Here is a 25,344-nt window from a genome sequence, read left to right as displayed (position 1 = left end):
AAGCGTCAATGATCGCGGACGAGCGCCTTGAAGCCCGGGTCCGCCTCCGGCAAGGCTTTCAGGACAAGGCCGGCCATGGCGCGTGCGCCGGCCTCGTTGAAATGGGTGACATCTCCCCGTTTGCAGGCCATCGCCGCGCTGGCATCGGCCCCCAGGCGCTCCGCCAGCTCGCGGCTCGCGGCGTGCAGGTCGATGACCGCCACTTGCAATTCCCGCCCCACTTCCTGCATGGCGTCGGCATAGGCGCGCAGGTCGCGGCCGGAGGCCGCATCGCTTTCCAGGATCCTCCCGTCCGCACCGAAGGTCCGGCGGACCGGCGGGGTGACCAGGATGGGCACGGCGGACGCCTGCCGGGCCTCGGCGACGTACTGCCGCAGGTAGTCCTTGAAGGCCGAGGCGGCCGGCGTCGATTCGGGTCTGTCCGGTGCATGCGAGTCATTGTGGCCGAACTGGACCAGCACATAGTCCGGGCGCTCCGCGAGGGCCCTCTTCCAACGGCCTTCGGTGATGAAGGTCTTCGAGCTCCGCCCGGCGGCGGCGAGGTTGACGACCTCGACGGCACCTTCCCTGAAACCCTCTCCGATGAGCTGGCCCCAGCCGCGGTCGGGACGTTTCTCCGGATAGTTGCAAACGGTGGAGTCCCCGATGACCACCAGCCGCACCGGCGCGGGCGACGCGTCACCGGCGAGCACCGGCGACCGGAGGCCCATCGTCGACAAGGCGACGGCGAGCGCGGGAAGCAGCGACTTCATCATGACCGGAAACCTCGCACGGCGACCTTGTGCTGTCCTTACCCCATGCGAGTTACGAACCATGCCGCGCCCCCGGGGATCGACAAGCGCGGGATCCTGTCATGGACTCCCTGCAAAGCACGGAAATGGACACCCCGATCACCCGCTCACCCCGCTCGCTCATCCGCCCGTCGTTCTACTATGGATGGGTGAACATGGCGATGGCCGCTGCGGCGATGGTCGGGACCTTGCCCGGCAGGACCCAGGGACTCGGGCTGATCACCGAGCCCCTGCTCCGCGATCTCCAGATCAGCCGGCTGGGCTACGCGCAAATCAACCTCTGGGCAACCCTGGCCGGCTCGCTGTTTTGCCTGGGATCCGGCCGGTTGCTCGACCGGCACGGCAGCCGCAGCGTGATGGCGGTGATCATCGCGCTGCTCGGCCTGGTGGTGCTGGCGATGACCCGTGCCAACGGGTTCTGGATCCTCCTGCTGATGGTCGCCCTGACCCGCGGGCTCGGCCAGAGCGCGCTCTCGGTCGCCAGCTTGAACCTGGTGGGACAATGGTTCGGACGCCGCTTGAACCAGGCGATGGCGGCCTACTCGGTGCTGGTCAGCGTCGGATTCATGCTTTCCTTCCCGGTCGTGGGCTGGCTGGTCACCCGGCACGGCTGGCGCGACGCCTGGGGCGCGGTCGGCCTTTCCCTATTGCTCGCCTTGCTGCCCGCGGTCCTGCTGCTGGTGCGCCGCGATCCCGAATCCTGCGGCCTCGTGGGCGAGGAGCGCCCGGCCGAGGAATCGGCCGGCACCGGCGCGACCTTCCGCGAGGCGCTCGCGACCCCGGCATTCTGGATCTTCGCGGCCGCCAGTTCCGCCTACAACCTGATCGTCTCCGGGATCGGACTGTTCAATGAATCGATCCTCGCCGAGCGGGGCTTCGAGGCGGCGGTCTACCACCGGGCCCTTGCCGTCACCGCGATCACCTCGCTGGCAGGCAACTTCCTCGGCGGCTGGCTGGTCGCGCGCTGGGCGCCGAACCGGGTGATGGCGCTGGCGATGGCCTTGCTGGTCGCCGCGCTGCTGGCCCTGCCCTTTCTCACCGCCGAATGGCAGGTCATGGTCTGGGCGGTTTTCATGGGTGTGGTCGGCGGGTTCATCATCGTGATCTTCTTCAGCTTCTGGAGCTCCACCTACGGCCGCCGCCACCTGGGGCGCATCCAGGGAGCCGCGCAAATGATGACCGTGCTCGCCTCCGCCACCGGCCCCTTGATGCTCGCCTGGTGTGTCGAAGCCAGCGGCTCCTACGCGACGGCGTTCTTCGGCATGGCCGGGGTGGTCGCCCTGCTCGCCGTGGCCGCCTGGCGGACGCGGGTGCCAGCCCTGGCAAAGCAAGACGCCTCCCAAGTTGGCTCCTGAGCGCCTGGTCCCTTGACAATCCGGGTGCGGGCCCGCCTTTCCTAGGCCATGACCTCACCGCTCGCCAGCCTCCCCACCACCGATCCCGGCGGGATCATCCAACTCCGCGACCGCCAGTTCGCCGCCGAGTTGATCGCCGCCGCATTGCTCCACTTCGATCTCTTCAGTTGGCTCGGCGAGCATGAAGGCGTCACGCCGGACGACGTCGCGACCCACTTCGGGTTCGCCGACCGCCCGCTCGACGTGCTGCTCACGCTGTGCCGCGCCTACGGCTACCTGACCTCATCGCCGGACGGGTCGATCCATCTGACGGCCACGGCCCGCGAGCACCTGGTCAAGGGCTCGCCGTGGTTTCTCGGCCCCTACTTCGTGCCGATCCGGGACACGCCGATCGTGCAGGGTTTCCTCAGCGTGCTGACCACCGGCAAGCCCGGGAACTGGCAGGCGAAGAGGGACGGCAAGGACTGGCACGAGTCGATGCTCGATCCCGCGTTCGCCCGGGAGTTCACCGAGTTGATGAACTCCCGCGGCATGGCCTTCGGACAAGCCCTGGCCGCCGGCCTGGCGCCCCTGCTCGGCGAACGCCGGCGCGTGCTCGATGTCGCCGGCGGTTCGGGCATCTATTCGGCAACGCTGGTGGCCGCCCATCCGCAATTGAGTGCCACGGTCCTGGAGCAACCGCCGGTCGACGACATCACCCGCGCGGAGATCCGCCGCCACGGACTGGAGGACCGGGTCGAGGTGGTCACCGCCGACATGTTCGCAGCCGGGTGGCCGCAGGCGGACATCGTGCTGCTTTCAAACATGCTCCACGACTGGGATCTCCCGGAAGCCCGCACGTTGATCGCCAAGGCTGCGCAAGCCCTGCCCGCCGGCGGCCTGCTGGTGATCCACGACGCCTTCATCCGCGACGACAAGACCGGCCCGCTCGAGGTCGCGGAGTACTCGGCGCTGCTGATGAACATCACCCAGGGCAAATGCTACACGCCCGCGGAATATGGCACGATGCTGGCCGGACTCGGCTTCACGCCCGGGCCCTACCACGACACGATCGCCCACCGCGGCTTCATGACGGCGACCCGGGACTAGGTTCACTCGGAGCGGAAACCCGGCATCCGGCCTGCTGGGATTTCCCCCGAAACGCATGAATGCCGAGCTGCCGTCGTTCCTCGAGCTTCTCCAACAACTCGTCCGGGAGCCGTCCGTCGTCGGCAGCGAGGACTCGTTCTTCCGGGTGCTCAGCCGCGAGCTCGAGGAGCTCGACCTGAGGGTCGAACGCCACCTCGGGGTGCTGGTCGCCCGCGGCCGCGAACCGGAGAAGCTGGTGCTCTCGGCGCACATCGACCGCCACGGCCTGCTCTGCACCGGCCCGAATGAGTTCCAGTATGCCGCCTTCATCGCCGCCAACCGCGGCGAGCTCGACGGCGACTCGGTGTCCGAACAAACCATGGCGACCATCGCCGACCGCTTCGCCGGCCAAAGGGTGCAGGCCCATCTTCCCTACACCGGCACTTACCTGGGACAGGGCACGATTTCCAACGGCTTCCTCTGCCCGAACCGCCGCAACCTGATCTTCGAGATCAGCGGGCTCGACTACCTGCATCCCGGAACGCCGGTGTCTTTCCTCGACCGGCTCACCACGACCCCGACCCACATCTCGGCCCAGCTCGACAACGTCCTCTCCGCGGCGATCATCGTCCACCTGTTCCGGCTCGGCTTCCAGGGCACGGCCCTTTTCACCGCCCAGGAAGAGGCCGGACGCAGCTGGCGCTACGCATTGTCCTGGTTCCAGCGCGAGCGGATCAACAGTCGCCGCGTGCTGGTCCTCGACACCAGCCCCTATCCGAGCCCCGAGGCCGCCGCAGCCCAGGATCTGGTGCTCAGGCGCCGCGACGCGACGGCGGCCTTCGACCCCGGCTTCACGGATGAGATCGAAAGGCGCTGCCAGCGCCTCGGCATCCGCCACACCTTCAAGGACGCCTGGATCGACGCGCAGAACCAGACCCGTGCCAAGCCGATGTCACTGGGCCGCACCGAGCTCGGCCGGCTGGTCGCAGCCACCGCCGGCAATATCAGCGGGACCACCCTGCAGATTCCCACCACCGGTTACCACACCGCCAACGAGACCGCTTCGCTCGCGTCGGTCGACGCCGCTCTGGGGCTCCTCGGCAGCTACCTGTGAGTTCCATGCCACGACCCGTGCGGGGAAAGGCGGCTCCGGAAAAGCCCTGCGGACGGCGACACGGAATCCGCTCGCTGACAGGCTTCGGCAACCTCTAACTTTCGTTCCGGAGCGCATGACTTATCACCGGTATTCATCGCCCGACAAAAGCCCCTACACCCTCGAACGCTACGGGATCTTCGTCGCGGTGTGGCATTTGGTCCGGGACAAGCGGGTGAGCCCGCAGGAGGAGGCCGACTACTGGATCCATCGGAACTGGTACGAAGAGAATCTCCCGCTTCCGCCGTTCTACGCCGACGGAAACCCACGCCGGGCCATCACCTGGTTCAAGGACTCCGTTGCGAATCACCCGCTGATGGAGCGACTCGCCTTCTACCGGGACCTCGCGTCAAGACACGGGCTGCCGATCCATCTCGAGACCGCCGGGGATCCCGGCGAAATCATCTACGAGGATTCCTTCCAGGTCGCGGCCGTCCGCCAGCGGCACCTGCCGGTGGATCCCCCGCAGCCGTCATGAACCTTCGATCAGGTAGTAGACCGCACCCGGGCGGAGCTCGATCCGCCCGGCGCTGCCGGCCTTCTCCGCAGGCATGCCATTGGCATCCAGCGGCGTCACCTTGAGCCGGTCGGCGTCGGCGCGCTTGAGGCGGACCTCGCCGCGGAACTCCCGGACCAACCAGGGGTCGGTGCCAATGCTGGTGATCCGCTTCACCCCCTGCCCCGCTGGCTCCGTCTCGAACCCGCTGGCCTTCTCCTCGCTCATGACCTGAAGCAACATCCGCCGCGAGGTCGCGATCGGCTTGCCGTCGAGTGCAACCACCACGACCTCCCCGATCTCCATCGGCGAAGTGATCTCCAGGTCTGGCAGGACGATCGTCCCCCCTGATTTCAAATCCCCGAGCGCCCCTTGCGCGGCCGGTGCCCGGAGCTGGAGCAAGCCCTTGCCGTAGTCGAGCTTGAGATCGCCGTTGCTGCTGGTGACCTGCCTGCCTTTCCGGTCGATCAAACCGGCAAGGTCCCCCGTCCTGCCGCCGCTCTCCGATTCACCGATCGTCAGGGAGCTGCGCCCGGCGAAATGCACCAGCGGATCGACTCCCCCCGCAATAGACCGGGGACGATCCTCACCCCCGACATCGGCCTTGCGCAACTCGTCCAGGTTCGCCCGCTGGACCAGCGGGCTGCCCTTCAAGGCGACGGCGTCGTCCAGGTTCAAGGTGAAGTCGGCGAGCACCTCGCCCTCGCGGACGAGGCCCTGCCGGAAGATCAAGGCGGCCGCCGGGAACTGCCCGGCCTGCGTCGGCGACATCAGCGTCCACGGTTGCATGAAATAGCCGGGTTTCACCGCCCAGTCGCCCGAATCGAGGGCGAAGTGGACGATCGCATCGCTGCCTTGCAGGGCACCGTAGGCGGCATAGAACAGCGGGGCCTCGCCGCGGTGGCGGTTCGGCCGGTTCCAGGTCGTCTCCGAGATCATCGACGGCATGCCGTTGTAGCAAGGGTCGGCGGCGGGATGGGAGTAATCGGGAGCATCGCCCGGCTTCTCGGGATCAAAGCGTAAGGCACTACGGTCGCCGTAGGTGTGGCCGTCTCGGATCGACCACGCGGCATTGTCGCCCTGGTGATGGCAGCCGAAGTAGCCGTGGCGGTCGATGAAGTCCCCGGGGGTGTAGCTGTATTTCTCCAAGGGTCCGAATACCTCGCTGCTGGCGGTGTGCCAGTTGGAAGCAGTGACCAGGCCCTGGTAGCCGATCGAGCGCAGCCAGCCGGTGGTCTCATGATAGAATCCGCGCTGGGTTTCGAGGAGGAAGGCAGCGGTGTCCTGGTCACGCGGGGTCTTGTCGGTGAAGACCTGGTAGAGCGGCCGGAAGCCGAGGCGACCGCGGCCGTCGCGGGGATGCTTGAGGCCGCCCCAGGCGGCGAGCGCTCCCTCGACCGAACCGTGCCGTGCCGCCGCCCACTTCGCGAACCTTTCCTCGAGTTTCGCCAGCTGCGGGGCGGGCACGTTTTCCTCGTTGAAGGTCCAGAAGAAGAACGAGTCCTCGTTGACCAGCTCCAGCCCCATCACCGCGGGCTCGCCGGCCAGGGTCGCGCCCTTCTCACCGGGCGTCTCCAGCAGCGCCTTCAACCACCCGCGGTAGAGCTTCTGGAACTCCGGCTCGAAGTAGAGCAGCGCGAACGGATGCTTTTTGCCGTCGTAGCCCTCGCGCCAACCCGGCCCCGCCTCCGGGTTCATCCACAAGGGGAAGTAGACCGAGAGGTGCGAGTAAATGCCTTCTTTCTTCATCGCGGCGACCACCTCCTGGATGTGCGCGATCTTCGTGGGGTCGAGTTTGCCCGTCTTGCCGTCGAACACCGCGCCATGGAGGCGCACCAGGTTGACCCCGCGCTTGGCGAGCATCCGGGCGCACCGGGCGAGTTCCTCGCCGTGGAGCTCGGCCGGTGGACCATTGACACCCCAAAAGCGCACGACCTCGCCGGTCTTCCGGTGGATGAAATCGGCGCCTTTCCGGCCAATCCCGCCCTTCTCACCGGCAAAGCGCTCGTTGAGGTGCCGCAGGTCGATCGCGCTCTCGCCGAAGGCGTCGCGCCCGGGCGTCCAGGGCACCCAGCCCTGGTTCTCGCGCGCGAGCTCGTCGCGGCGGGCCTCGATCTCCCCGGGCTTGAGGAGTCCCGAAGGCTCGAAAGACGGGGGCGCGAACACAAAGCAGTCGAGCGAGCCATGGTTCTCGTTCGGACTCTCGAAACGGAAGGTGATCGTGTGCTTGCCGGGGGCGAGCTCGCACTCCCCGGCATGGGCCCACGCCACGAAGCGGAGGTCGGGCTTGTCGTCGGCGGCAATGTTGGCGCTGCCCTTCTGGCGGTGGTTCATGTCGACCGTCACCCCCTCGCCCCCGTCGAGCTCATAGCGGATCACGCTCTGCACCGGATTGGCGCGAATCCACAGGGCGAAGCGTCCGGCGGCATCAACCTTGAACTCGTAGCGCGCCATGCCGGGGAACTCCTTGGAGAAATGCGAGATGAACTCTCCGCCCGAAAGCTCACCTTTCTTGACCTGGTCGTGGTACCAGGGATGGCGGGCCACCTTCGAACTGCCGGCATCCTCCCCTTCGACCCAGATGGTTTCCGCCCCCAAGGTGGCGGCACCGGCGAGCATCAGCATGGAAAAAGGCAAAGGGCGCATGCCGGCAATACCGGCGATGCACCCTGGATGTTGCAAGCCTTAGAACGGGCTGGCGACGATCACGAAGCCGCTGCCACGGCTCTGGTAGTAGGTATTGCCGTAGCGGTAGTAGCGCTGGCCGTGATGGTGAACCTCGCGGTAACCGTCCGGAAGACGGCGGATGACCCGGACGTTGGCATCGGGAACCGTCGGACGGGGATCCCGGTAGTTGCGGCGGCCGTCACCGTCCCAGTCACGATGGCTCCGCCGGGCCCCGCGCGGGGTTTCCACCACCACGTAGCCGTTGCCGCGCGGGCGGTAGTAGGTGTCGTTGTGGTAGTAGTAACGGGTGCCCCCGTAAACCGCGGTACGGTAGCCGGAAGGCAAGCGGGTGACGGTGTAGCCCGGTTGATAGGTGGACGCGACGACCGCGCCGCCGCTCACGTCGTAGGGGGCAACGCAACTGACAAGGGATCCGCCGGCGAGAATCGCGGCGCAGCAGGCAAGGGTGGAAGTTGTTTTCATCATGGTTGATACAGGTTTGACGGGATTCGTTGATCCCGCCTTCTCGTCGCAGCGCCCGGGCCGATCTCACCCACACCTCACTTCCAACTCTGCATCAGAGACTTGCAAGCTCCCCACCTTAAAGAAAGAGGACCTTCCCGGATGCAGGCTGCACCCGGACTTCGTGCAGCCTGCATTTTACCGAAGCCCGTCGCGCATTCGCCCGGCTTTCCGTTTGCAGGGACGCGCGGCGGCGTCTAACGATCGGAATGAAAGCACTTTCCCTGGGCCTCGCGCTCGCCGGATCCCTCTGCCTGCTCCCTGCACACGCGGGGGACAGCACCATCCTGCCGCTCGATGCCAAACTCGACGGATACCCCTACCCTTACCCGGTGAAGTACCGGAAGATCGTGGACCCGTGGCACGACCTCCAGGGTGCCTACATGGACCTTGCTCCCGCGAAGCCGAACGGCCGAGCGGTGCTGCTGCTCCACGGCAAGAATTTCTCCGGCGCCTACTGGAAAGAGACCGCCGACGCCTTGTTGGAGGACGGATACCGGGTCGTCATTCCCGACCAAATCGGATTCGGCAAGTCCAGCAAACCGGTGGACTATCCTTACAGCTTCCAGAGCTACGGGCTGCAGATGCGGGACTTGTTAGACGACCTCGGCATCGACCGGGCTGCCGTGGTCGGACATTCGATGGGTGGGATGGTCGCGGCCCGCTTCACGCTGATGTTCCCCGAACGCGTCGAGAAGCTGGTGCTCGTGAACCCGATCGGGCTTGAGGACTGGCAGCGATTCGTCCCCTACGCCAGCGTCGCGGACGTCTATGCCGCCGAACTGAAAAAGACGCCGGAGTCGATCCGCGCCTACATGCAGAAGTCGTACTTCGACGGCCAATGGAAGGACGACTACGATCCCCTGCTCGCCCTGCAGGCAGGTTGGTCGATCGGCCCCGACAAGGAAGTGCTCGCCCGGGTCTCCGCCCTGACCGCGGACATGATCTTCACCCAGCCGGTGATCCACGAATTCCCGGACATCAAGCGCCCGGTCCTGCTGATCATCGGGGAACGCGACCGCACGGCGATCGGCAAGGATCGGGCAACGCCGGAGGTGGCGGCAAAACTCGGACAATACCAGGAGCTCGGCAAGGCAGCCGCGGCGGCGATCCCCGGGGCGGAACTCGTCGCCCTGCCGGGAATCGGCCATCTTCCCCAGGCAGAGGCCTTCCCCGACTACTGGAAAGCCCTAGAGAAGTTCCTCTCCGCCGAGTGAGGGCTACTAGCGGGCCGACATCGCCGCCTTCTGCGCGGCGAGGACCCGGCGGTCCTCGGTGATCACCTTCACCGCCACCGGCCCGAGGCGGGGATCGGTTCCGGGAACAATGATGGTCAGCGCACGAACATCGCTTTCACCGGTCCAAACGGTGCTGAAAAGCAGGCTGCGCTTCGATGCCGCCTTCTTCAGTTCTTCCGGCAGGAGAATGGTCACCGGCAAGGTCTTGTCCGGCGCCGGTTGGTAGTCGACCGGCTTCCAGCCCTTCGGCAGCAGCTTGCCGGTGTCACCGATGCTCAGCGCGAGGTTGCGCGGGGTGGCGTTGAAAGCGCGCACGCTTCCCCATTTGAACGAGGAGGCGTCGTCCTCGATGACCATCGCCGAAAGGCCCGTCGAAGCGCCCGGGTTGGGGAGCAACAGTACCAGCGGATGAAGCATTCCTTCCTTCAGCTTGACCGTCAGTGCAGGCACGCCCTCCTCCCCCGCGGCCTTGTCGAGCGCCATCAGCTTGAAGGCACCTTCCTCGACCTCGACCTTGTAGTCGCGGGTCCGCTCGAGCGGATGCAGGCCTTCGATCTCGTCGTTCTTGCCTGACGTGCTCAGCTTGCGTTCGGCGATTTCGTCGTTCCAGGCGAGGAACCGGACTTCGCGCGTCTCGCCGAACAGGGGCCGGCCGAGAAGCATCAACAGCAGGATTAGACCGCGGGTTTTCATGGAGTCGGTGGATATAGGGTGATCAGGCGTCGAGTTCTTGCGACGAAAGCATCCGGAAGGACACGACCTCGAACCGGCGGCCGAAGGTCTTGTTGATCTCGGACTCGAGGGAATCGGGATGGACGACCGCGTCGTCGGCGGGATCGAGCCACTCGGGAACGCGCTGGACGACCGCCTCGCAGGTGGCGCGGGCGAGCACCTTGCCCTGGGCATCGAGGGCCTCGCCATAGCCGCGGATGCGGAAGGTGTCCGAGCGCACCGTGATCACCGGTGCCAGCGGACCGAGCAGGTCGGCCTGGGTCAGCCAGCCGGCGAGACCGATGCCGGTGTGCGGATCGGGCAGGTTCTCCGGCTCGAAGAAATGGGTGGTGCTGAAAGTCGTGAGGCGCATCTGGTCGTTCAGGCCGGCGCGATCGATCGCCGCCTGGAGGGCGCCTTTCAGGCCGAGTTCACCGTCCTCGACGCGGCGGTTCACGAATTCGGCGAGCGACTGGAACGGGCCGCGGGTCTTGACCTCGACGACGATCTCCTCGGCGAGCCGCTCGATCTGCTCGTCGGTCAATTCGCGGAAGCCCTCCCATTCGTCCCCGGACTCGCCCGCCGGCACGCGGAGGCGCGGAGCCGGGGTCTTGTCGCCCGGATCGTGGACGGTGCGACCGCCGGTCGATTGTTCGGTTTCGAATTTCTCTCCCCGCAAGCTGGCGAGCATCGCCCGCCACGCGCCGACATTGGTGGAGTTCACATTGAAGGGACCGTCGACCATCAGGTGGGCCGCCGCATGGAGGCTGCCGGCATCGCCTTCGAGCAGCTCCTTGATTTCATCCCGCGGCGTGGCCCCGGTGTGAAGGAGATGCCGCGGGTTGCGCAGCGGGTTTTCCGATGGCGAATCCACCCACTCGTCGATCACCCGCTTCAGCGGCTTGTCCTCCGAAACCTGGTCGCCGTTGTAGACGCCGGCCGATCCGGAGCCGGTGCGCAGGGAAACCACCGGGGAGATCGAGGACAGGAAGAAGCGGTCCCACAGCGCCTCGTTCTGCAACCAGGAGTGGTCGTAGACCCCGAGGCCGCCGGGATAGATCCGGTCGCCGGTGGAGGTCGAACGCACGACCCGCCCGACGCTCTCGCGCTCGAGGTAGGGCGAGGCCCAGGAGTTGCCGAACTGGTTGGACGGCGAGAAGGCGGTGTCGCTGAGGTCGGCGTTCTGGAACGAGGCGAGCGAGAGCGGTGCCTGGCGGGCGACATCGAACAAGACCATCCGGTCGCGGCCCTGGCTGGCGCTGTTGTTGGCGCCGTAGAAGCCGCGCTTGCCGTCCGATGACGTTTCCAGGCCGAGGCCCGCGAGCGTGGTGCCCTGGCGCATGTTGGAGTTGTAGTGGGGACCGGCGAGGAAGGTGGAACCCGAGACCGCCGAGTTGATGTAGCGCTGGCGGGTGTTCACCGCATGGACGATATCCGCTTCCTGGCCCGGCTGGAGCGCGGTGCGGTGATAGGTTTCAAGCACGCCGACCAGCTTCGGGGCCGAGCTGCCGAAGTGGGTGTAGCGGGTGCTGGAGAACGCGACCGTCGGGCTGCCCTTGTAGAGCTGTACCTCGTTGATCACGGTGCCCTTGGCCTTCGGGTCCTTGATGCGGGCGGAGTCCTCGAGGGTGGTGAAGTAGTGGTAGACGTCGGGCTGGAAGGTGAAGCGGCACTCCAGGGTGTCGCCGACCCCGAGCTTCGACTGCGGCCCCGGATACATGCCGAGGGTCGTGTCGATCCCGACCCCGCCGCCCAGCTTGAGCTGGTCGATGTTTTCGACCGGGCGCATGTTCCAGATCCGTTCCTCCTCACCGGAAAGCCGCTGGTAGAGCCGCGGTTTGGTCTCGGTCGGAACGAAGATGCGGATCTCGCCGGGTTCGAGCCTGACCGGATTGCTGGTGTTGCCGCTGCCGTCGGCGGTGATGTTGCAGAAGAAGTACGGCTCCAGCTGGCGACCCTCCCCCTGGCGCACGCGACCGCTGCCGATCAGGTGGGAAAGGTAGGTCCCCTTCTGTTCTTTGACCGTGCCGCGGGAGCGGATCGTGAAGTCGAGATAGATCGGGATGTCCACCCAGGGATAAGCGACGTAGCCCTCGCTCTCGATCGCCACGTTGTGCGGATTCCACAGCGTGATCACCGGCGTGATGACCAGCCACGGGGTGCCGGAACTGTCGGCCCACAGGTTGAGGAGATACATCATGCGGTCGAGCACCGGGGTGACCGCGGTCTCGCTGCCGCGCGGAGCCGGATAGACCGCGCCCATGCTGCGCGACCAGGCCTGGTTCACCTGCGGGCGCTCGAAGGCGGTGGCGACCCCGTCGGTCTTGTAGAGATGACGATAGGCGCGGTAGTGCGACCGCAGCATGTCGAAGGTGGGAGCCGATCCCACCGGAAAGCGCTGGGTGTTGGTGACGGTGCCGTAGCTGAGCGTGGTGTAGACCGGCTGGCCGGTCCCGACCTGACCATGCATCGGCAGTTCGCCGCTGCCGCCGCGGAAAGGATTGGGAAGGCCGTCCCACGAGGACTTGGCGAAGTCGTCGTCGCCCAGCTCGAAGGCCAGGTTCAGGTCGGTCTTGAGACCGCCGTGCGCGACATCGGCGATGACGCCGCGCGACAGGGTCGTGTAGTCGGCGCCGAGCTTGGGAACATCATCGGTTCCCATCCCATACTCGGAATCGAGCACCGACTGCTGCAGGGAGATCACCTTGGCCGCCCGCTGCCGCCAGCCGTCCTCCGGCTGGGTCGCGACGTCCGACAGCGCGAGGTTCGGGTGCATCGGAGCCTGCAGCACGTCGTTGATCTCCTCCGGAGCTTCGCCCGGCAGGCTGATGTGGGCCTTGTCGCCCTCCTGGACCACCGCCCAGGCCAGCGTGCCGCCCTCACCGCCGAGCTCGACTTTCTCCGCGCGCAGGTCGAAGCCGTCGCGCTTCTCGTTGAACAATGCCAGGCTTTCGCCCGACGCGGCCGATTCCGCATAGCCGGTGTCCTTCAGAGCCTCCGGCTCCTTGGAAGACACCAACCAGGTCTTGAACAGGTCCTTCTTCCAAGAGTCGTAGGGGACCTTATCCTTCGCCGTCGGCTTCTCCAGCAGGTCGCTGGTCGCCGAGTCCCAGACCCCGACAAGCCTGGGTCGGGCCGACTCCTGGTCGCCCTTCCCGAGGATCGCGGCGTCCGCCGTCACACGCCGGTCATCCCCCAGCGACTTCTGCAGGTTGCCAAGGGCCAGCGTCAGGGCCAGCCTTGCGTTCGCCTCGGCGATCTGCCGCACCTGGCCGGACGAGGCCGAGCGCAGCGAGACCGTGCTGAGCGAGAGCAAGCCGACCGCCAGGATGGTCAGCAAGACCATCATGGAGAGCGTGACCACCAGGGCGAACCCTTGACCTGCAGGTTTCCAGTTCGGTCGTTTCATTGGAGTGCGGGTGTGACGGGTGAGGACGGGATGCGGTGTGCGTTAGAACTCGGACTCCTCGATCCGGAAGAAGGCCCGGACCGCGGGGTCGAAGATCGACTCGTAGTTGATCGAGATCCCGAGCTGGCCATCGACACCGATCTCGGAGCTGATCAGCTCCCAGGGCGCGCTATTGTCCAGGTCGAGGGAGCGGGTGACGTCGTAGAAGATCCCGTCTTCGGAGTTCCACACGAGGTCGACCGTGTCGGGGAGACTGTCGCCGTTGGTGTCCTTGAAGAGGGTCTTCACCATGCCGAAGGGCGGCAGCGCGGAGAAGTCGCCCAGCGCGACCTTCCAGTCGGTGATGTCGCTGTTCTGGATGTTCCCGCCGGTGCGGGCGGTGAAGCCGAAGTATGACTTGCCTTCGGCGTCGGCCGCACCGATCGCCTCCAGGTCGACGTCGACGTTCTGCACGATGGCGATGCCGTCGAAGTAGACGTCGAGGTCACCGGGCATGTAGACCACGCGGATCCGGTAAGCGGGATCCGTGGCCAGCGAGCCGAGGGTGTAGGGATGGCCGGGCACGCCGTAGAGCTCGACGCCGGGGGTCAGGCCGATGGCGCGGCTGGCGATGACCGTGGTTCCAACCCGCACCTCGAGGGCGGAGGCCGCCTCGTAGGTGAAGCCGAAGGACTTGAACTTGATGCTCAGCGCGTTCTCCGCGACGCCGTTTTCACCGGCGCCCAGCGTGGTGGTTCCACCCGCCGCGTTCTGGACGACGAAGGCCAGGCCGTCCGCGGGAACAAAGCCGTTGGGATCTTCCTGGTTGAGGCTCATCCCGAAGCTCGCTTCGAAGCCGCCCGTGACATCCTGTTTCTTCAGGAACCATGCCGCGCCTTGCTGGCCGCCGAGTTCGGGGGTGATCCGCAGACGGTCGGTGGTCAGCGTGGAGCTTCCGACCAGGGCGATCTCGGCCCCGGCCTCGGTGAAGTCGTCGTAGGCGATGGAGTCGACGCCCGGATCATCGATCACCGTGACCTGGAAGGTGGCGGTGGCGGAATTGCCGGGAAGCCCGGACTCCGCGGTGAGGGTGTAGAGCGTGTCTTCGGTCGGCATCACGACCACGCTGCCGGAGGTGGATCCGAGCGCGGGCACGCCTTGATCGATCGACACCGTGCTGGCGGCTTGGGTGGCGTAGGTGAGGGTCAACGGTTCACCCGCGATCAAGGTCGCGGTGTTGCCGGTGAAGAGGTCGATCTGGGCCGGCAGCGAAGCGCCGGGAAGCGGGATCTCGCGGGTGGTGGCACCGCGGGTCAGCGGCGTCGGGTAGGTGAAGTCGACGTTCTCGATGAGCTCCCAGGTGGAGCCGTCGTTGCTTCCTTCGAGCGACCACATGACCGCATCGCGGTCGGGGGCATCGTTGCCGGTGACGAAGAGGTAGCGGTCGAACGAGACCTGGCTGCCAAAGTCGAAGATGACCGCCTGGTTGTTGCCGTCGAGCCACTTGGTTCCGTAGTCGCCGTCGACCAGCTTCTCCACCTTCTCGTTGGAGGTGCTTTCGGGCGCGCTGTTGCTTCCGCCCGGATTGGTCGCAAGGACGACCGGCACCTTGTTCTCCGGCAGCGTGCTGTCGCCGTTGTAGAATTCGAACTCGCCCATCTGGACCAGACCGGCGGTGCCGCCACCCCGGCGCTGGGTGATCTTGAAGCGCACGTACTGGAATGTCTCGGTGCCGCCTTCGACGGTGCGCACCAGCTGGGTCTGGATCGCCGGGGGCAATGGATCGGATTCCACCACCAGGGTGTAGGCGGTCGTCGAGTTGTCCGGCGGACTGACGACCTTCAGGTCGAAGTCAGCCTCGGTCGTCGAGCCCGGCCCTTCGAAGAGGGTGACGGTGTCGCCGTACTGGGTGTCCCACTCCAGGGTCACCGACTCTCCGTTCTTGATGATCGCGGCGGTCCCCTCGAACGGCGTGTTGAGCACACTGAAGGAATTGATCACCGGCGGAATACCCACCGGCAGGTCGAAGCCCGCCTGGTAGGTGTAGTTGGCATTGACGACCGGATAGTCGCTCCGGATGTCCAGCACGTCCCAGGTCGCGCCATCGTTACTGCCCGAGACCCGCCACGACACCGGCGTGCGGTTGTAGCCGACGCTGTCGTTGCCGGTGCAGAAGTTGTACGCGTCCACCGTCACGGGAGTTCCCGCGCCGAAATCGAAGGTCAGCGCGTTGGCGATGTTGAACGGGTCACCCTGGTACCACTTGGTGTGGTTGGCAGTGTCGCCGGTCACCAGCGGCTTGCCGTCGATCACTTTGCCGGGACCCTCGGCGCCGTTCGGATCCTGGCCACCGGAAGTGACCGAGACGGGCACCACATCGACACCGCTGCCGTCGCGGTTGTTCAGGTTCAGGACGGTGCCCTGGTAGGAGAAGGTGAATTCCGCGAGCTGGATGCTGCCGTTGCTGTTGTACGCCTTGACCGGCTCGAAGCGGAAGTACTGGTACGAGAACTCCGTTCCGGCGGCGGATAGCGAGGTCGGCAGTGCACCGGCGATCAGAACGGCCGCGATCAAGCCGGCTTTCCGGGATTCCGGCGACCGGGTCGCCGGCGTGGATGGAATCGAGTGAATCGAACTCATGTGTTGGATGGTGTTTTTTGGTTGGAAGCTGCAAGGCGCGTTCACGCGTCGGCGTAGGGGCGACTTGCTCTCGGTTCGACGGCCCCAACAGCACCGGTCAGGCCCGGGCATTCCTTGCTTTGGACAAAAGGATTCCCGGCTTTGACATTTTCCGGGCAACACGCTGACCGCAAGCCCCTTGCACCCCGTGCCAATCCGCACGGACGGGTTTCCAACCCTACGATTCGCGGGCCTGCAACCGCCATGCGGTCGGGGTCATCGCGTAATCTTCCGCGAAAACCTCGCAGAGCTTCTTCGCACTGCCGAATCCGCTCTCCACGGCAATCGCATCCAGCTTGAGCTCGGTGTCACGCAGCAAGCGCGTTGCCGTGGCCAGCCGGGCACGGTGGATCTCGCGCCGCGGGCTGTGACCGACCAGCCGTTTGAACTCGGCGCGGAACTGCCGTTCCGCCATCCCGGCCATGCGGGCGAGGTCATTCATCTTGAGGGAATGGGCGGCGTGCTGGCGGATGTGCAGCAAGGTCCGGGTGATCGCCGGATTCTCGGTGACAAAGGTTGCCGTCGAAGCCCGGGCCACCACCCCGCGCGGTGACACGCGGGTGTCATGGGCAGCGCCCTTGCCTTCCATCATCTCGTCGAGCAGGCGGGCGCCTTCACGGCCGACCATCCGCCAGTTCATGTCCACCGACGACAGCGGCACCCTCGACATGCTGACTTCCACCGTGCGGTTTTCACAGCCGAGGATCGACACGTCCTCGGGGATGCGGAGGCCCAGCATGTCGCACGCCGCCACCAGTTCGAGCGAACGGCGATCGTCGTCGGACATTACCGCGAGCGGCTTTTTGAGTTCGTGAAGCCGGTCCGCCAACCAGCGCAGCCGCACCTCGCGGGGAATCGACATTGTCTCCTCGCCGTGGACCTCCTCGAAATCGAGCACGGTGGCGGTCCGCCCGCCGTCCTCGAGCTCGGCAATGAAGGACTCCCGCATCCGCACGGCGTCCGGCAGGTTGACCAGCGAATAGAAAGCGTAGTTGAGATGGCCCAGCTCCATCAGGTGGCGGGCGCCGGCACGCGCCGCCTTGTCGTAGTCGACATCCACCCACGGCACCGTCATCTCCGGCGGAGCGAACCCGAGGTGAACCGCATGGGTCCCCTGCCAACGCTTCATCCAGGTCTGGACCCGCTCGCTGTGACCGGTCACCAGGATCCCGTCGGCTTCGGTTTCCGACGGGAACATGCCGTGGAACCTCATGTTGGTGATCAGCTCCCAGTTGCGGTGGCGGGCGTAATCCACGACCCCGAGGAGGATGTCCTCCTGGTAGAAATCGGTGATGAAGAGGACCCGCCGGCTCTTGGCGGAGGGAAAGGCCGGTGCGACTGCACCCGCCGCCGGGCCGAGCGTCTGCGACGGCACCAGGCCCGGCGTGCCATCGGCCATCGCGAGCCCGCCGCCCGCCACGTCGTCCGCGGCTTGGAAGAGCTCGATGCTTGAATGGTCGATGGATCCCTGATACACGCGATCCCCCTTAGCAAATCCCGTTCCCCACCCCGGTGTTTATTAAGAAATCGCGATCGATTCGTTCATCGAAACGACCGCTGCGCCCCTCTTTTTCGCGCAGCATGAGCGACTTGGGACGGGCTGCGGGCCGGCTGGAAATCCACGGTTTTCGCGCAGGCCGGCGGTCGTCGGCCAAAATTCCAGGAAAGGTTCGGCACACCATCCGATGGCATGACCGATGCTCCCCGAAGGGTTGCGCTCAAGGCGGGTGCCTTGCTGCCGCACGTCATGCTTCCCATTCCCAACCCTCAGAAAAATGCACTGTTTGAAGAGCTCCGAGATCAAGAAGTGGCTGACCGGCCAAGGCATGCATCACCAACCGCTGGCAGCGGGCGTCCCGATTGCCGGGGAGTATGAAATGCCGGCCGATCCTTCTTCCCGCCTGGCCCTCGCCGACAGTCTCGCCCGCTTGCTGACCAAGGACGGAACCAAGCTGATCGAGGTGATTCCCCCGAACGGCGCCTGCGATGCCAGGGACCAGCAAAAGCTCGATGCCTACCGATGCCAGCATCAGGAGGAACGCCCGATCGGGCTTGCCCCCGGTCACTTGTTCAAGAGCCGCGACCGCGATGAGTTTCCGCGGATGCTCTCGATGCTCCTGGGCTTCGGTCCCGCCTGGGGACTTTACGTGTATTCCGCCCCCTCCAGAACCACGCTTCTTGTGAATTCGCGGATCGACATCTGGTCGATCAAACGCGGGCTCCGCAACGAGCTCGGACGCTGGCTGCCCGCATCACGGGCCGCTTGATCCAGGCATCGCCCGGATTTACCGGCGCCAACTCCGGAACTTTCCCGGAGGTGGCGCCAACACGCCGGTCGGTTCAAGGATTCTGCCCTCGCACCGCGCGCGATACCGCGGAAATGATCAGGAGCGCGAGGAAGACGAAGAACAAGATCTTCGCGATTCCGGCCGCAGCCCCTGCGAGTCCGCCAAATCCCAATACGGCCGCGACGAGGGCCAGGATCAGGAATGTAATTGCCCAACTTAACATGGTGGTTCCTTTCGATTGCCGGCGGATTTGGAAGACCGGGGTGCTGCGCCGGCAGTTCCAGCACCCCGGGAAAATGGCTCGGTTCAAATCGTCCCCACCGCCGCCTCGAGTTCGGCAACGGTATCGATCACCTGGTCCAGGACGGCTTGCAGGGATTCCAGCTGTCCGGATGGCACCGACGGATCGATGATCACCTTGAGCAGCGCGTTCTTGAGCTCCTTCTCGCGGCGCAAGCATTCGACCAGCAGCGCGCGATTCCCCTCGCCGGATTCACCGGCCTGGACCTCCGACCACCACCGCTCGTCCTCATCCACGGACGCGGTCCGGACAGCTCCGCTTTCATCACGGAATCCGTCGAGCGATCCGGCGAGATGGTCGCGTTGCACCGCGATCGAGCGGAAAGCCGCGGCGATCCCAGGATCGCCGATGGCTCCCGCCGCGAGAAGATACCCTTTTGTCGACTTGGCAAAGCTGCCCAGTGCGTCGCGGAGCTCTGCACTGATCCTGGCATTTGCAGGGGCTTGAACGAGTGGCTCGGTTTCCATGCCAGCACCTATCGCAGCCGTCGTGCCTGCCTCGGCTGACCGCATCACCCAACCCACCTCAAGCAACTACTGGAGAGAAACTTACGATCCCGATTCGCAAGTCACCTTCACCTCAAGAGCATGACTTGGAGCCGGCGATCTGCGTGCAAACGGCAATCGAAATCGTGCGATCAACGACCCACGGAAAACCCTCCGTTCAAAAAATCACTGCCGGGCAAAAGAGATCCAAACGGGACCCCGGCGGGCAGGAAGAAAAAGTGGTCGGGGCGGCCAGATTCGAACTGACGACATCCTGCTCCCAAAAGGAACAATCCACTCGCAATCAACTGATTACCAGAACCCCCAATTCTGCTGATCATCCAATTTCCGGAGATTCTTGCGATTTTGGGGTCAATAAAGGCAGCACCCCTCGATGACGTAGGGACTGAGGTAGGGACGCCGATTGCCCGGCGCCCCCCTCGCAGATCCCGGCGTGCGGAACTACCGCACCGGGCTCCTCGGTGGACGCGCAGCCAGTGCGACGCCGGTCCTCGGTTGTTGGTTGGTTTCGATCCTGTCGCTTTCCTGGTCAGACGCAATGCGGGAGTCAGGGGCTTTTCCACGACCCGTGGCGGCGGCAGGTCCCATCCCGGCAGCCGGCGGCCGAACTGCGTCCAGGTCATCGAGCGCCGCTGGCTGCGGCGGTTCAACCACTTGTAGAGCAGCCGGTTCACCTCGCTCTGGTATTTCGCGGTCATCGACGAGTTGCCGATCACCCCGTAGTAGTTCCAGTAGCCGCGAAGCTTCCTGCGCAGCACCGCCAGCAGGTCGGCCAGCTTGCCACAACGCACCTTGCGGAGCCATTCCTTCATCGCCCGCAGGCTCGCACGGAACTTCCCTTTGTTGGTGCGCCGCTTGACGAACACCCAGTCGGGATTGCCCCGGGCTCGCGCCCAGTGGAAGTCGAAGCCGAGGAAGGTGAACTTCCCGCTCCGCTCCGGCATCCGCCGGTCGAAGCGCAACAAGGCGCTCTTCTCGGCGGCCATTTCCAGACCGAACTTCGCCAGCCGCCCGGGCAGCGCGCGCAGGTAGGCCCGCGCGTCTTCCTCCCGCTCGAAGCAAACCACGCTGTCGTCCGCATAGCGCCGGAAGAGCACGCGGCCCCTGCAGTGCTTGCTCACCACCTTCGCGATCCATTGGTCCATGACGTGGTGCAGGTAGATGTTGGCGAGGACCGGGGAGATCACCCCGCCCTGGGGCGTGCCCGTCGCCGGGTGCGCCACGCGGCCTTCATCCATCACTCCGGCCTTGAGCCATTTCACGATCAGGCGGATCAGCGGACAATCCGCGATGCGCTCCTCTAACATGCGTACCAGCCAACCGTGGTCGACGTGATCGAAGAACCGGAGCGCAGCGGAGATAGCCCGCCTGACTGCTTCAAATCCGCGGGCAACCTCCGGATATCGGCCTCCACGACCCAGCGGTAGCCACTGCCCTGTAGGTCCTCGCGCAGCTCTTGCGAGCCTTGGCGGGCACCCCGTCCGGGCCGGTAGCCGATGCTTTCATCGTGGAAGTCCTCTTCCCAGATCGCCTCCAGGATCCGCCGCACGGCGTGCTGCACGATCTTGTCCTCCAACACGGGGATGCCCAGCGGACGGAGCTTTCCTCCGCTTTTGGGGATCCACCGCCGCTTGACCGGAGTGGCGCGGTAACGCCCCTCCGCCAAGCGCTTTTCCAAGGCCGCGAGGTTCGCCTCGAGGTCCTCCGCATACCCCGCATGGGTCACGCCGTCGACTCCCGACGCGGCCTTGGCCCGGAGCGCGTGAAAGGACTCCCTCAACATCCCGCGGTCCAGCAGGCGCGACAGCGACCGGAAGCGGTGCCCCGGTGAGCACCGCGCCTTCGCACCTAGTGCGGACAGGGAGCGTGACACGCTTTGAGCGGGAGTATTCCTTTCCCTCGCGTGGGTGCTTTGTCCGCTTTGTCCATCCGCCCGCCCCTTCGCCATGTGACCGGCTCTCCCGTCCCGGACTACTATGGGCGGGGCTGACTCCCGGTCTCCCTGAACGACTCCTTCGTTTCGTCGGAAGCCGTCGATCCGCTTTCGCGGAATGGAGGCCGGGCCTCCCGAGTTCAAGGTGCCGCCCTCCTCAGGGCGGTCATCCGTTCGCTTCTCTACCTGCGTGCCACGGTCTAGGGTCGACCCCGGTGGAGTCCCGGAGCCCTCGCCAAGGCGGGCCACGGGATGCTGGATCTCGTCAAACTGGCGGAAGCGACTTCGCCAGTGCTCGTGCTGGATCGCGCGGTAAATGGAGAACAGCCAATGGGCTCCGAGCGCGGCCCAGTCGCACAGGGTCTTGTGGAGGAAGGCCACGGCCGGGCGTGCGAAGATCTCCGCCTGACGTTAATACGGCAGGTGGCAGACGAAGCGCTTGTCGATGGTCTCGGCGATCAGGCCGGGCGCGGCGAATCAGAGATCCAACAAGCACGGCGACAGCGGCGCGACGACGGGCTTGGGCAGCACGTCGCCCTTGCGGACGTACTTGCCGCGGACCAGATGGAGTCGACGATCGAGGAAACGCTCGTCTACATGAACTACCGCGCGACATTCTCAACGGCATCTTCTACATCATCCGTTGCGGCGGGGGCTGGCGGATGATGCCCAATGACCAGCCCCACCGGAAGACCAGCTACCACTACTTCCGCCTGTGGGTCAAGCAGGGCACTGGGAGTGGAACCATCACGCCATCCGGGACCTGGCCCGGCTCAAGCTCGGTAAAAAAGCCCCGACCGCTGCAATCCTCGATAGCCAAAGCGTTCGCACAGCTAGCCAACCCGGACTTCGTGGCTTAGATGCGGGTAAGAAAATTACAGGAAGAATGAGACACGTCTTGGTAGGCACCCTCGGATTCATCCTTTCCCTGAAGGTGACTCCCGCCGACGTGCAGGACCGCGACGGAGCCCGCCTGCTGAAAGCTGTCCTAACCACCGCCTATGGCTGGCTCAAGCTGATCTGGGCGGACGGCTGTCCTTTGGGGAGACCAACAGCATGACAGGACCGGTCCGAACATGCTCACGGTCTTCCCAAGTTCAATCCGGAGGCAGACGGCTAGGGTTACACACCGCAGATTGGATGGGTCAGGCGAATCACAGGGGCGAGTGAAACGAATACATTCATATTGATATTCTACTGACGTTTGAATTACGCATCAAGGCATCCCGCATAATCCCGGCATTCGCACAGCTCACTATCTTCAGCTAGGCGGTTAATGTTGAAACTTTTGGGAGAATCGGACCGAATTGTGGCGGAGCTAGGCGTTCAGGACCTGGCCGACAACCGCCCGTCGAAACCGTGCTTCCGAAACCCTGCCCTATCTTGCCTACTTCGTTCGTTCTTACCGTGGCCGTGGCAAGCCTCGGGTCTTTAGAGCGTCTCCACTCGGCCACCGACCGGTATTGGAATCCCGGGGGCGACGGGATCTGGGGAACCAGCCCCGGAGACAAGAATTGGAACATCACCCCAGGTGCCGTGTCCGGAAACACCACATGGCCGAACACCAACGAGGACGTCGCCGTGTTTCAGGACGCCCTCGGCGGCACCGTCACGGTCTTCACTCCTATCCAGACAATCGGCATCGTTCAGAATGGTGCGGACTACACGATCAATGCGAACTCGATCACCCTCGCCGCCAATTCCACGAGCCAGCCCTTCATCCATGTCGGAAACGGGGAACTCACGATCGATTCTGTATTGGCCGGATCCGACGGCCTCATCAAAGCGGGCACAGGAAACCTCATCCTTTCGAATACCAGCACCTTCACCGGCGGGACACGGATTGACGGCGGCACCTTGACGCTTACCGGAGCGCTTGCAGCCACATCCGTGGAGATCGCGACAGGGACCAGCTTGCTGGATGTATCCGGCGGTCTCGCCGATGATGTTGAACTGATCAACGCGGGGTCCCTTGTCATCAATACTTCCGAAACCGTTGCAACCTATGTCCAGCAGGTTGGGGGAAACCTGGCCGGACCTGCATCGCTCACTGCCACGACCGGTGCCACCCTCCATGGCGGCACCATTTCCGGGAGCTTGGCGGGCGACGTCACCAGTACCGGCACGGTGCTGATTTCCGGCACGCTGGACGGTGATTCCTTATCGATTACCGGCGGAACCTTGACGGTGGACGGCGCTGCCGCCGCTTCGGTGATCGCGATTTCCACCGCCGCCTCATTGGCCGTCACGAATGGCGGTCTCTCCTCCTTGGCCTCTCTCGTGAATGCCGGGACGCTCACCCTCGGGGCAGCTGAAGGCATCAGCGCCTATGTTTCCTCGGGCGGGACCCTGGCGGCCGGTGGAGGAATGCTTTCCAGCAACACTAGCCACCTCCTCGACGGCTCCTCGGTCGCAGGTTCACTGGAGACCGGTTCACTGACCAGCGAGGGCATCGTCACGGTCAGCGGCGATGTCGCGGCTGACTCCATTTTCATTACCGGTGGCACACTCACCAATACCGGCACCTTCGGCACCTCCTCCACCCTTCTGGATATCGGCTCGGGGGCCACCTTTGCAGCTATGGGCAGCCAGCACTACGCCTCGCTGACCACTTCCGGCAGCGGTGTCGGCACCTGGCAGGGCGATCTCGGAAATACCTCCTCCATTGCTCCTGGTGGCGGCAGTTTCGGCACACTTGCCGTCGCGGGTAATTTCCAGCAAAGCGCCACAGGTACGCTGGAGTTGGACCTCTCCCGCTTCCAACACGATCTGCTGGCGGTCTCCGGTGGCGCTACCTTCGGCGGCATGCTCGAGCTGAATCAACTCGGTGAGTCACTCGCCTCCTATGTGCCGATCCAAGTGGTGGATGCCGGCTCCTACACGGGGAACTTCTCCTCGCTGGTCTCCAATCTCGATGGCGTGGTCTGGTTCAATCCCGGCAATGGCACCGTCACCCTGATCTCCGGCGCGGACGGCACCTCTTCCCCCAGCGGCGGCACCGCCAACCAGCGCTCGGTCTGGATCTCGCTCTACGATGACGTGATCGATCCCGGCGTGACGAATGTCACTTGGGGGCCATCAGGTCTTTCCATTACCAGCGGCATCGCCGATGGGGAAAACCCGGACCTGCTGTGGGACCTGGCTGCGAGCTTTTCACCCAATGGCCTCAATGGTGCGGTGCTCGATCGCCTTTCGCCCGAAGTCTATGCGGGGCTCTCCGACTACGCGGTCCTCGCCACCCGCACCCACCAGCGCAGCGCGCTTTCCGCCCCGGCATTCCCCCATTCCCCTACCCCCACAAACGGGACGGGTTCAAAGGGCGGCACCGGCTCCGGCGCGAAGGGCTCACCCGTCGCCGGTTCTAATTTCAGCGGATGGGAATTCTTCGCCGCCGCGGATGCCTTCCACCTGGAGACCAATTCTTCGCCGAACCAAGCCGACTACGACCTTACGGGAGGCGGCTTCTTGTTGGGTGCCAGAACCACGCTGAATGACCGACTTCAGTTCGCCAGCTATGTCGGTGCCGATTGGGGTGACATCGACGGCGACCTCGTCAATGCCGATGCCAGCGGTTGGTCGGCGGGCCTCATCTTCCAGGCTCTCCTACACGGGCGCACCGGCACGCGACTTACTGCCGCGCTGTCCCATGGCCAATATTCTTTCGATGGCACCCGTCAGAGCGTCTCCGCCACCGCCCTCGGCTGGTCCCCGGGCGGAGTCGACATTCCAGATGTAGATAGCTCGGCCACCGAGTTGTTCTTGGGGGTAGACGGGACCGCCTGGCAAAACCGGAATGTCCGTATCGTCCCCTCGATGGGGCTTCGCTATTCAACGTCCAGCATGGACGGCTTCCGCGAACTCACCTCGTCCGCGGCCGGCGCGCCCGTCGCGCTGAACGTCGGTAGCGATAACTACGACACCTTCCTCGCTGAAGCCGGCATCGCGGCTGAAGCGGACATCAATGACCAGCTCTCCTTGAAAGGTGAGATCGGCTTCAATGCCAGCCTCGGCGAAGATTCCCATGTCCTCAGCTCCTCGTTCGTCAAGGGCAGCCGCCCGTTCCAGGTCGCGGCCCAAGGCATGAATGACGACCTGCTGTTCATCGGTTTCGGCACGGTGTACCGTCCTGGCGACACCGTCAGCATCGGCGTGGCATGGCGCTCGGAATTCCGCCAGGACTGCGATGCTTCGCAGAGCTTCAGCCTCTCCACCTCGCTCCGGTTCTGAACAAAGCGCCCCCTTCCCGGA

21 protein-coding genes are annotated in these 25,344 nt (G+C 65.0%); 10 read left to right on the top strand and 11 right to left on the bottom strand.

Annotated features, from left to right (window positions below):
• Positions 1-5: 5 nt before the first annotated feature.
• Positions 6-752, bottom strand: coding sequence for a rhamnogalacturonan acetylesterase (locus IG178_RS04850; protein WP_193211397.1), 747 nt, complete (start codon positions 750-752; stop codon positions 6-8).
• 101 nt (positions 753-853) lie between these two features.
• Between IG178_RS04850 and IG178_RS04845 the strand changes: the two genes are divergently transcribed.
• From IG178_RS04845 to IG178_RS04830, 4 genes are all read left to right on the top strand, one after another.
• The gene (locus IG178_RS04845; RefSeq protein ID WP_193211396.1) at positions 854-2,146 is read left to right on the top strand and encodes an MFS transporter; all 1,293 of its coding nucleotides are present in this window, start codon (positions 854-856) and stop codon (positions 2,144-2,146) included.
• 48 nt (positions 2,147-2,194) lie between these two features.
• Entirely contained in the window at positions 2,195-3,235 is a 1,041-nt protein-coding gene (locus IG178_RS04840) for a methyltransferase (RefSeq protein WP_193211395.1), read from the top strand.
• A gap of 55 nt (positions 3,236-3,290) precedes the next feature.
• Positions 3,291-4,328 (top strand): peptidase M42, encoded by a 1,038-nt coding sequence (locus IG178_RS04835; protein ID WP_193211394.1) that lies wholly within the window; start codon positions 3,291-3,293, stop codon positions 4,326-4,328.
• 115 nt (positions 4,329-4,443) lie between these two features.
• Entirely contained in the window at positions 4,444-4,845 is a 402-nt protein-coding gene (locus IG178_RS04830; protein WP_193211393.1) for a hypothetical protein, read from the top strand.
• Here IG178_RS04830 and IG178_RS04825 read toward each other — a convergent pair.
• Both IG178_RS04825 and IG178_RS04820 read right to left on the bottom strand, forming a co-directional pair.
• Positions 4,840-7,509, bottom strand: a complete 2,670-nt coding sequence (locus IG178_RS04825) for a hypothetical protein (RefSeq protein WP_193211392.1) — start codon at positions 7,507-7,509, stop codon at positions 4,840-4,842. The genes IG178_RS04830 and IG178_RS04825 overlap by 6 nt on opposite strands.
• 39 nt (positions 7,510-7,548) lie before the next feature.
• On the bottom strand, positions 7,549-8,013 hold the full coding sequence (locus tag IG178_RS04820) for a DUF6515 family protein (protein ID WP_193211391.1): 465 nt from the start codon (positions 8,011-8,013) through the stop codon (positions 7,549-7,551).
• A 248-nt stretch (positions 8,014-8,261) separates the two neighbouring features.
• Between IG178_RS04820 and IG178_RS04815 the strand changes: the two genes are divergently transcribed.
• A complete protein-coding gene (locus IG178_RS04815) occupies positions 8,262-9,269 on the top strand; it encodes an alpha/beta fold hydrolase (protein WP_193211390.1) in 1,008 nt (335 codons plus the stop codon).
• A 6-nt stretch (positions 9,270-9,275) separates the two neighbouring features.
• Here the strand turns inward: IG178_RS04815 and IG178_RS04810 are convergent, their stop codons facing one another.
• From IG178_RS04810 to IG178_RS26125, 4 genes are all read right to left on the bottom strand, one after another.
• Positions 9,276-9,983, bottom strand: coding sequence for a hypothetical protein (locus tag IG178_RS04810; protein WP_193211389.1), 708 nt, complete (start codon positions 9,981-9,983; stop codon positions 9,276-9,278).
• Between the two features lie 22 nt (positions 9,984-10,005).
• Entirely contained in the window at positions 10,006-13,410 is a 3,405-nt protein-coding gene (locus IG178_RS04805) for a pilus assembly PilX family protein (RefSeq protein ID WP_193211388.1), read from the bottom strand.
• Positions 13,411-13,452: 42 nt separating this feature from the next.
• Positions 13,453-16,029, bottom strand: coding sequence for a discoidin domain-containing protein (locus tag IG178_RS04800; RefSeq protein WP_193211387.1), 2,577 nt, complete (start codon positions 16,027-16,029; stop codon positions 13,453-13,455).
• A gap of 217 nt (positions 16,030-16,246) precedes the next feature.
• Positions 16,247-17,545 carry a substrate-binding domain-containing protein gene (locus IG178_RS26125; protein ID WP_193211386.1) on the bottom strand — a complete coding sequence of 433 codons (1,299 nt, stop codon included), beginning with the start codon at positions 17,543-17,545 and terminating at the stop codon, positions 16,247-16,249.
• Between the two features lie 298 nt (positions 17,546-17,843).
• On the opposite strand from IG178_RS26125, the gene IG178_RS04790 reads away from it, so the two are divergent.
• Positions 17,844-18,335, top strand: a complete 492-nt coding sequence (locus IG178_RS04790; protein ID WP_193211385.1) for a hypothetical protein — start codon at positions 17,844-17,846, stop codon at positions 18,333-18,335.
• Between the two features lie 73 nt (positions 18,336-18,408).
• Here the strand turns inward: IG178_RS04790 and IG178_RS04785 are convergent, their stop codons facing one another.
• The 4 genes from IG178_RS04785 to IG178_RS25870 all read right to left on the bottom strand — a co-directional run bounded on the left by IG178_RS04785 (position 18,409) and on the right by IG178_RS25870 (position 21,036).
• On the bottom strand, positions 18,409-18,579 hold the full coding sequence (locus tag IG178_RS04785; protein WP_193211384.1) for a DUF1328 domain-containing protein: 171 nt from the start codon (positions 18,577-18,579) through the stop codon (positions 18,409-18,411).
• An 83-nt stretch (positions 18,580-18,662) separates the two neighbouring features.
• Positions 18,663-19,124, bottom strand: coding sequence for a hypothetical protein (locus tag IG178_RS04780; RefSeq protein WP_193211383.1), 462 nt, complete (start codon positions 19,122-19,124; stop codon positions 18,663-18,665).
• Positions 19,125-19,294: 170 nt separating this feature from the next.
• Positions 19,295-20,470 (bottom strand): reverse transcriptase domain-containing protein, encoded by a 1,176-nt coding sequence (locus IG178_RS25875; protein ID WP_193211382.1) that lies wholly within the window; start codon positions 20,468-20,470, stop codon positions 19,295-19,297.
• Entirely contained in the window at positions 20,464-21,036 is a 573-nt protein-coding gene (locus IG178_RS25870) for a reverse transcriptase domain-containing protein (protein ID WP_193211381.1), read from the bottom strand. The genes IG178_RS25875 and IG178_RS25870 overlap by 7 nt, the downstream gene beginning before the upstream one ends.
• Positions 21,037-21,348: 312 nt before the next feature.
• On the opposite strand from IG178_RS25870, the gene IG178_RS25865 reads away from it, so the two are divergent.
• The 4 genes from IG178_RS25865 (at position 21,349) to IG178_RS04755 (ending at position 25,323) form a co-directional block, all read left to right on the top strand.
• Positions 21,349-21,762, top strand: a complete 414-nt coding sequence (locus IG178_RS25865; protein ID WP_193211457.1) for a hypothetical protein — start codon at positions 21,349-21,351, stop codon at positions 21,760-21,762.
• A complete protein-coding gene (locus tag IG178_RS26355) occupies positions 21,759-21,956 on the top strand; it encodes a hypothetical protein (protein ID WP_425499862.1) in 198 nt (65 codons plus the stop codon). The genes IG178_RS25865 and IG178_RS26355 overlap by 4 nt, the downstream gene beginning before the upstream one ends.
• On the top strand, positions 21,902-22,156 hold the full coding sequence (locus tag IG178_RS04760; protein ID WP_425499863.1) for a transposase: 255 nt from the start codon (positions 21,902-21,904) through the stop codon (positions 22,154-22,156). The genes IG178_RS26355 and IG178_RS04760 overlap by 55 nt, the downstream gene beginning before the upstream one ends.
• A gap of 476 nt (positions 22,157-22,632) precedes the next feature.
• Positions 22,633-25,323, top strand: a complete 2,691-nt coding sequence (locus IG178_RS04755; RefSeq protein WP_193211379.1) for an autotransporter domain-containing protein — start codon at positions 22,633-22,635, stop codon at positions 25,321-25,323.
• Positions 25,324-25,344 lie beyond the last annotated feature (21 nt).

Source organism: Neoluteolibacter marinus (assembly GCF_014904755.1).
In the GTDB taxonomy this organism is placed as follows: Bacteria; Verrucomicrobiota; Verrucomicrobiia; order Verrucomicrobiales; family Akkermansiaceae; genus Haloferula; species Haloferula marina.
This window is presented reverse-complemented; position numbering and strand designations above follow the sequence as displayed.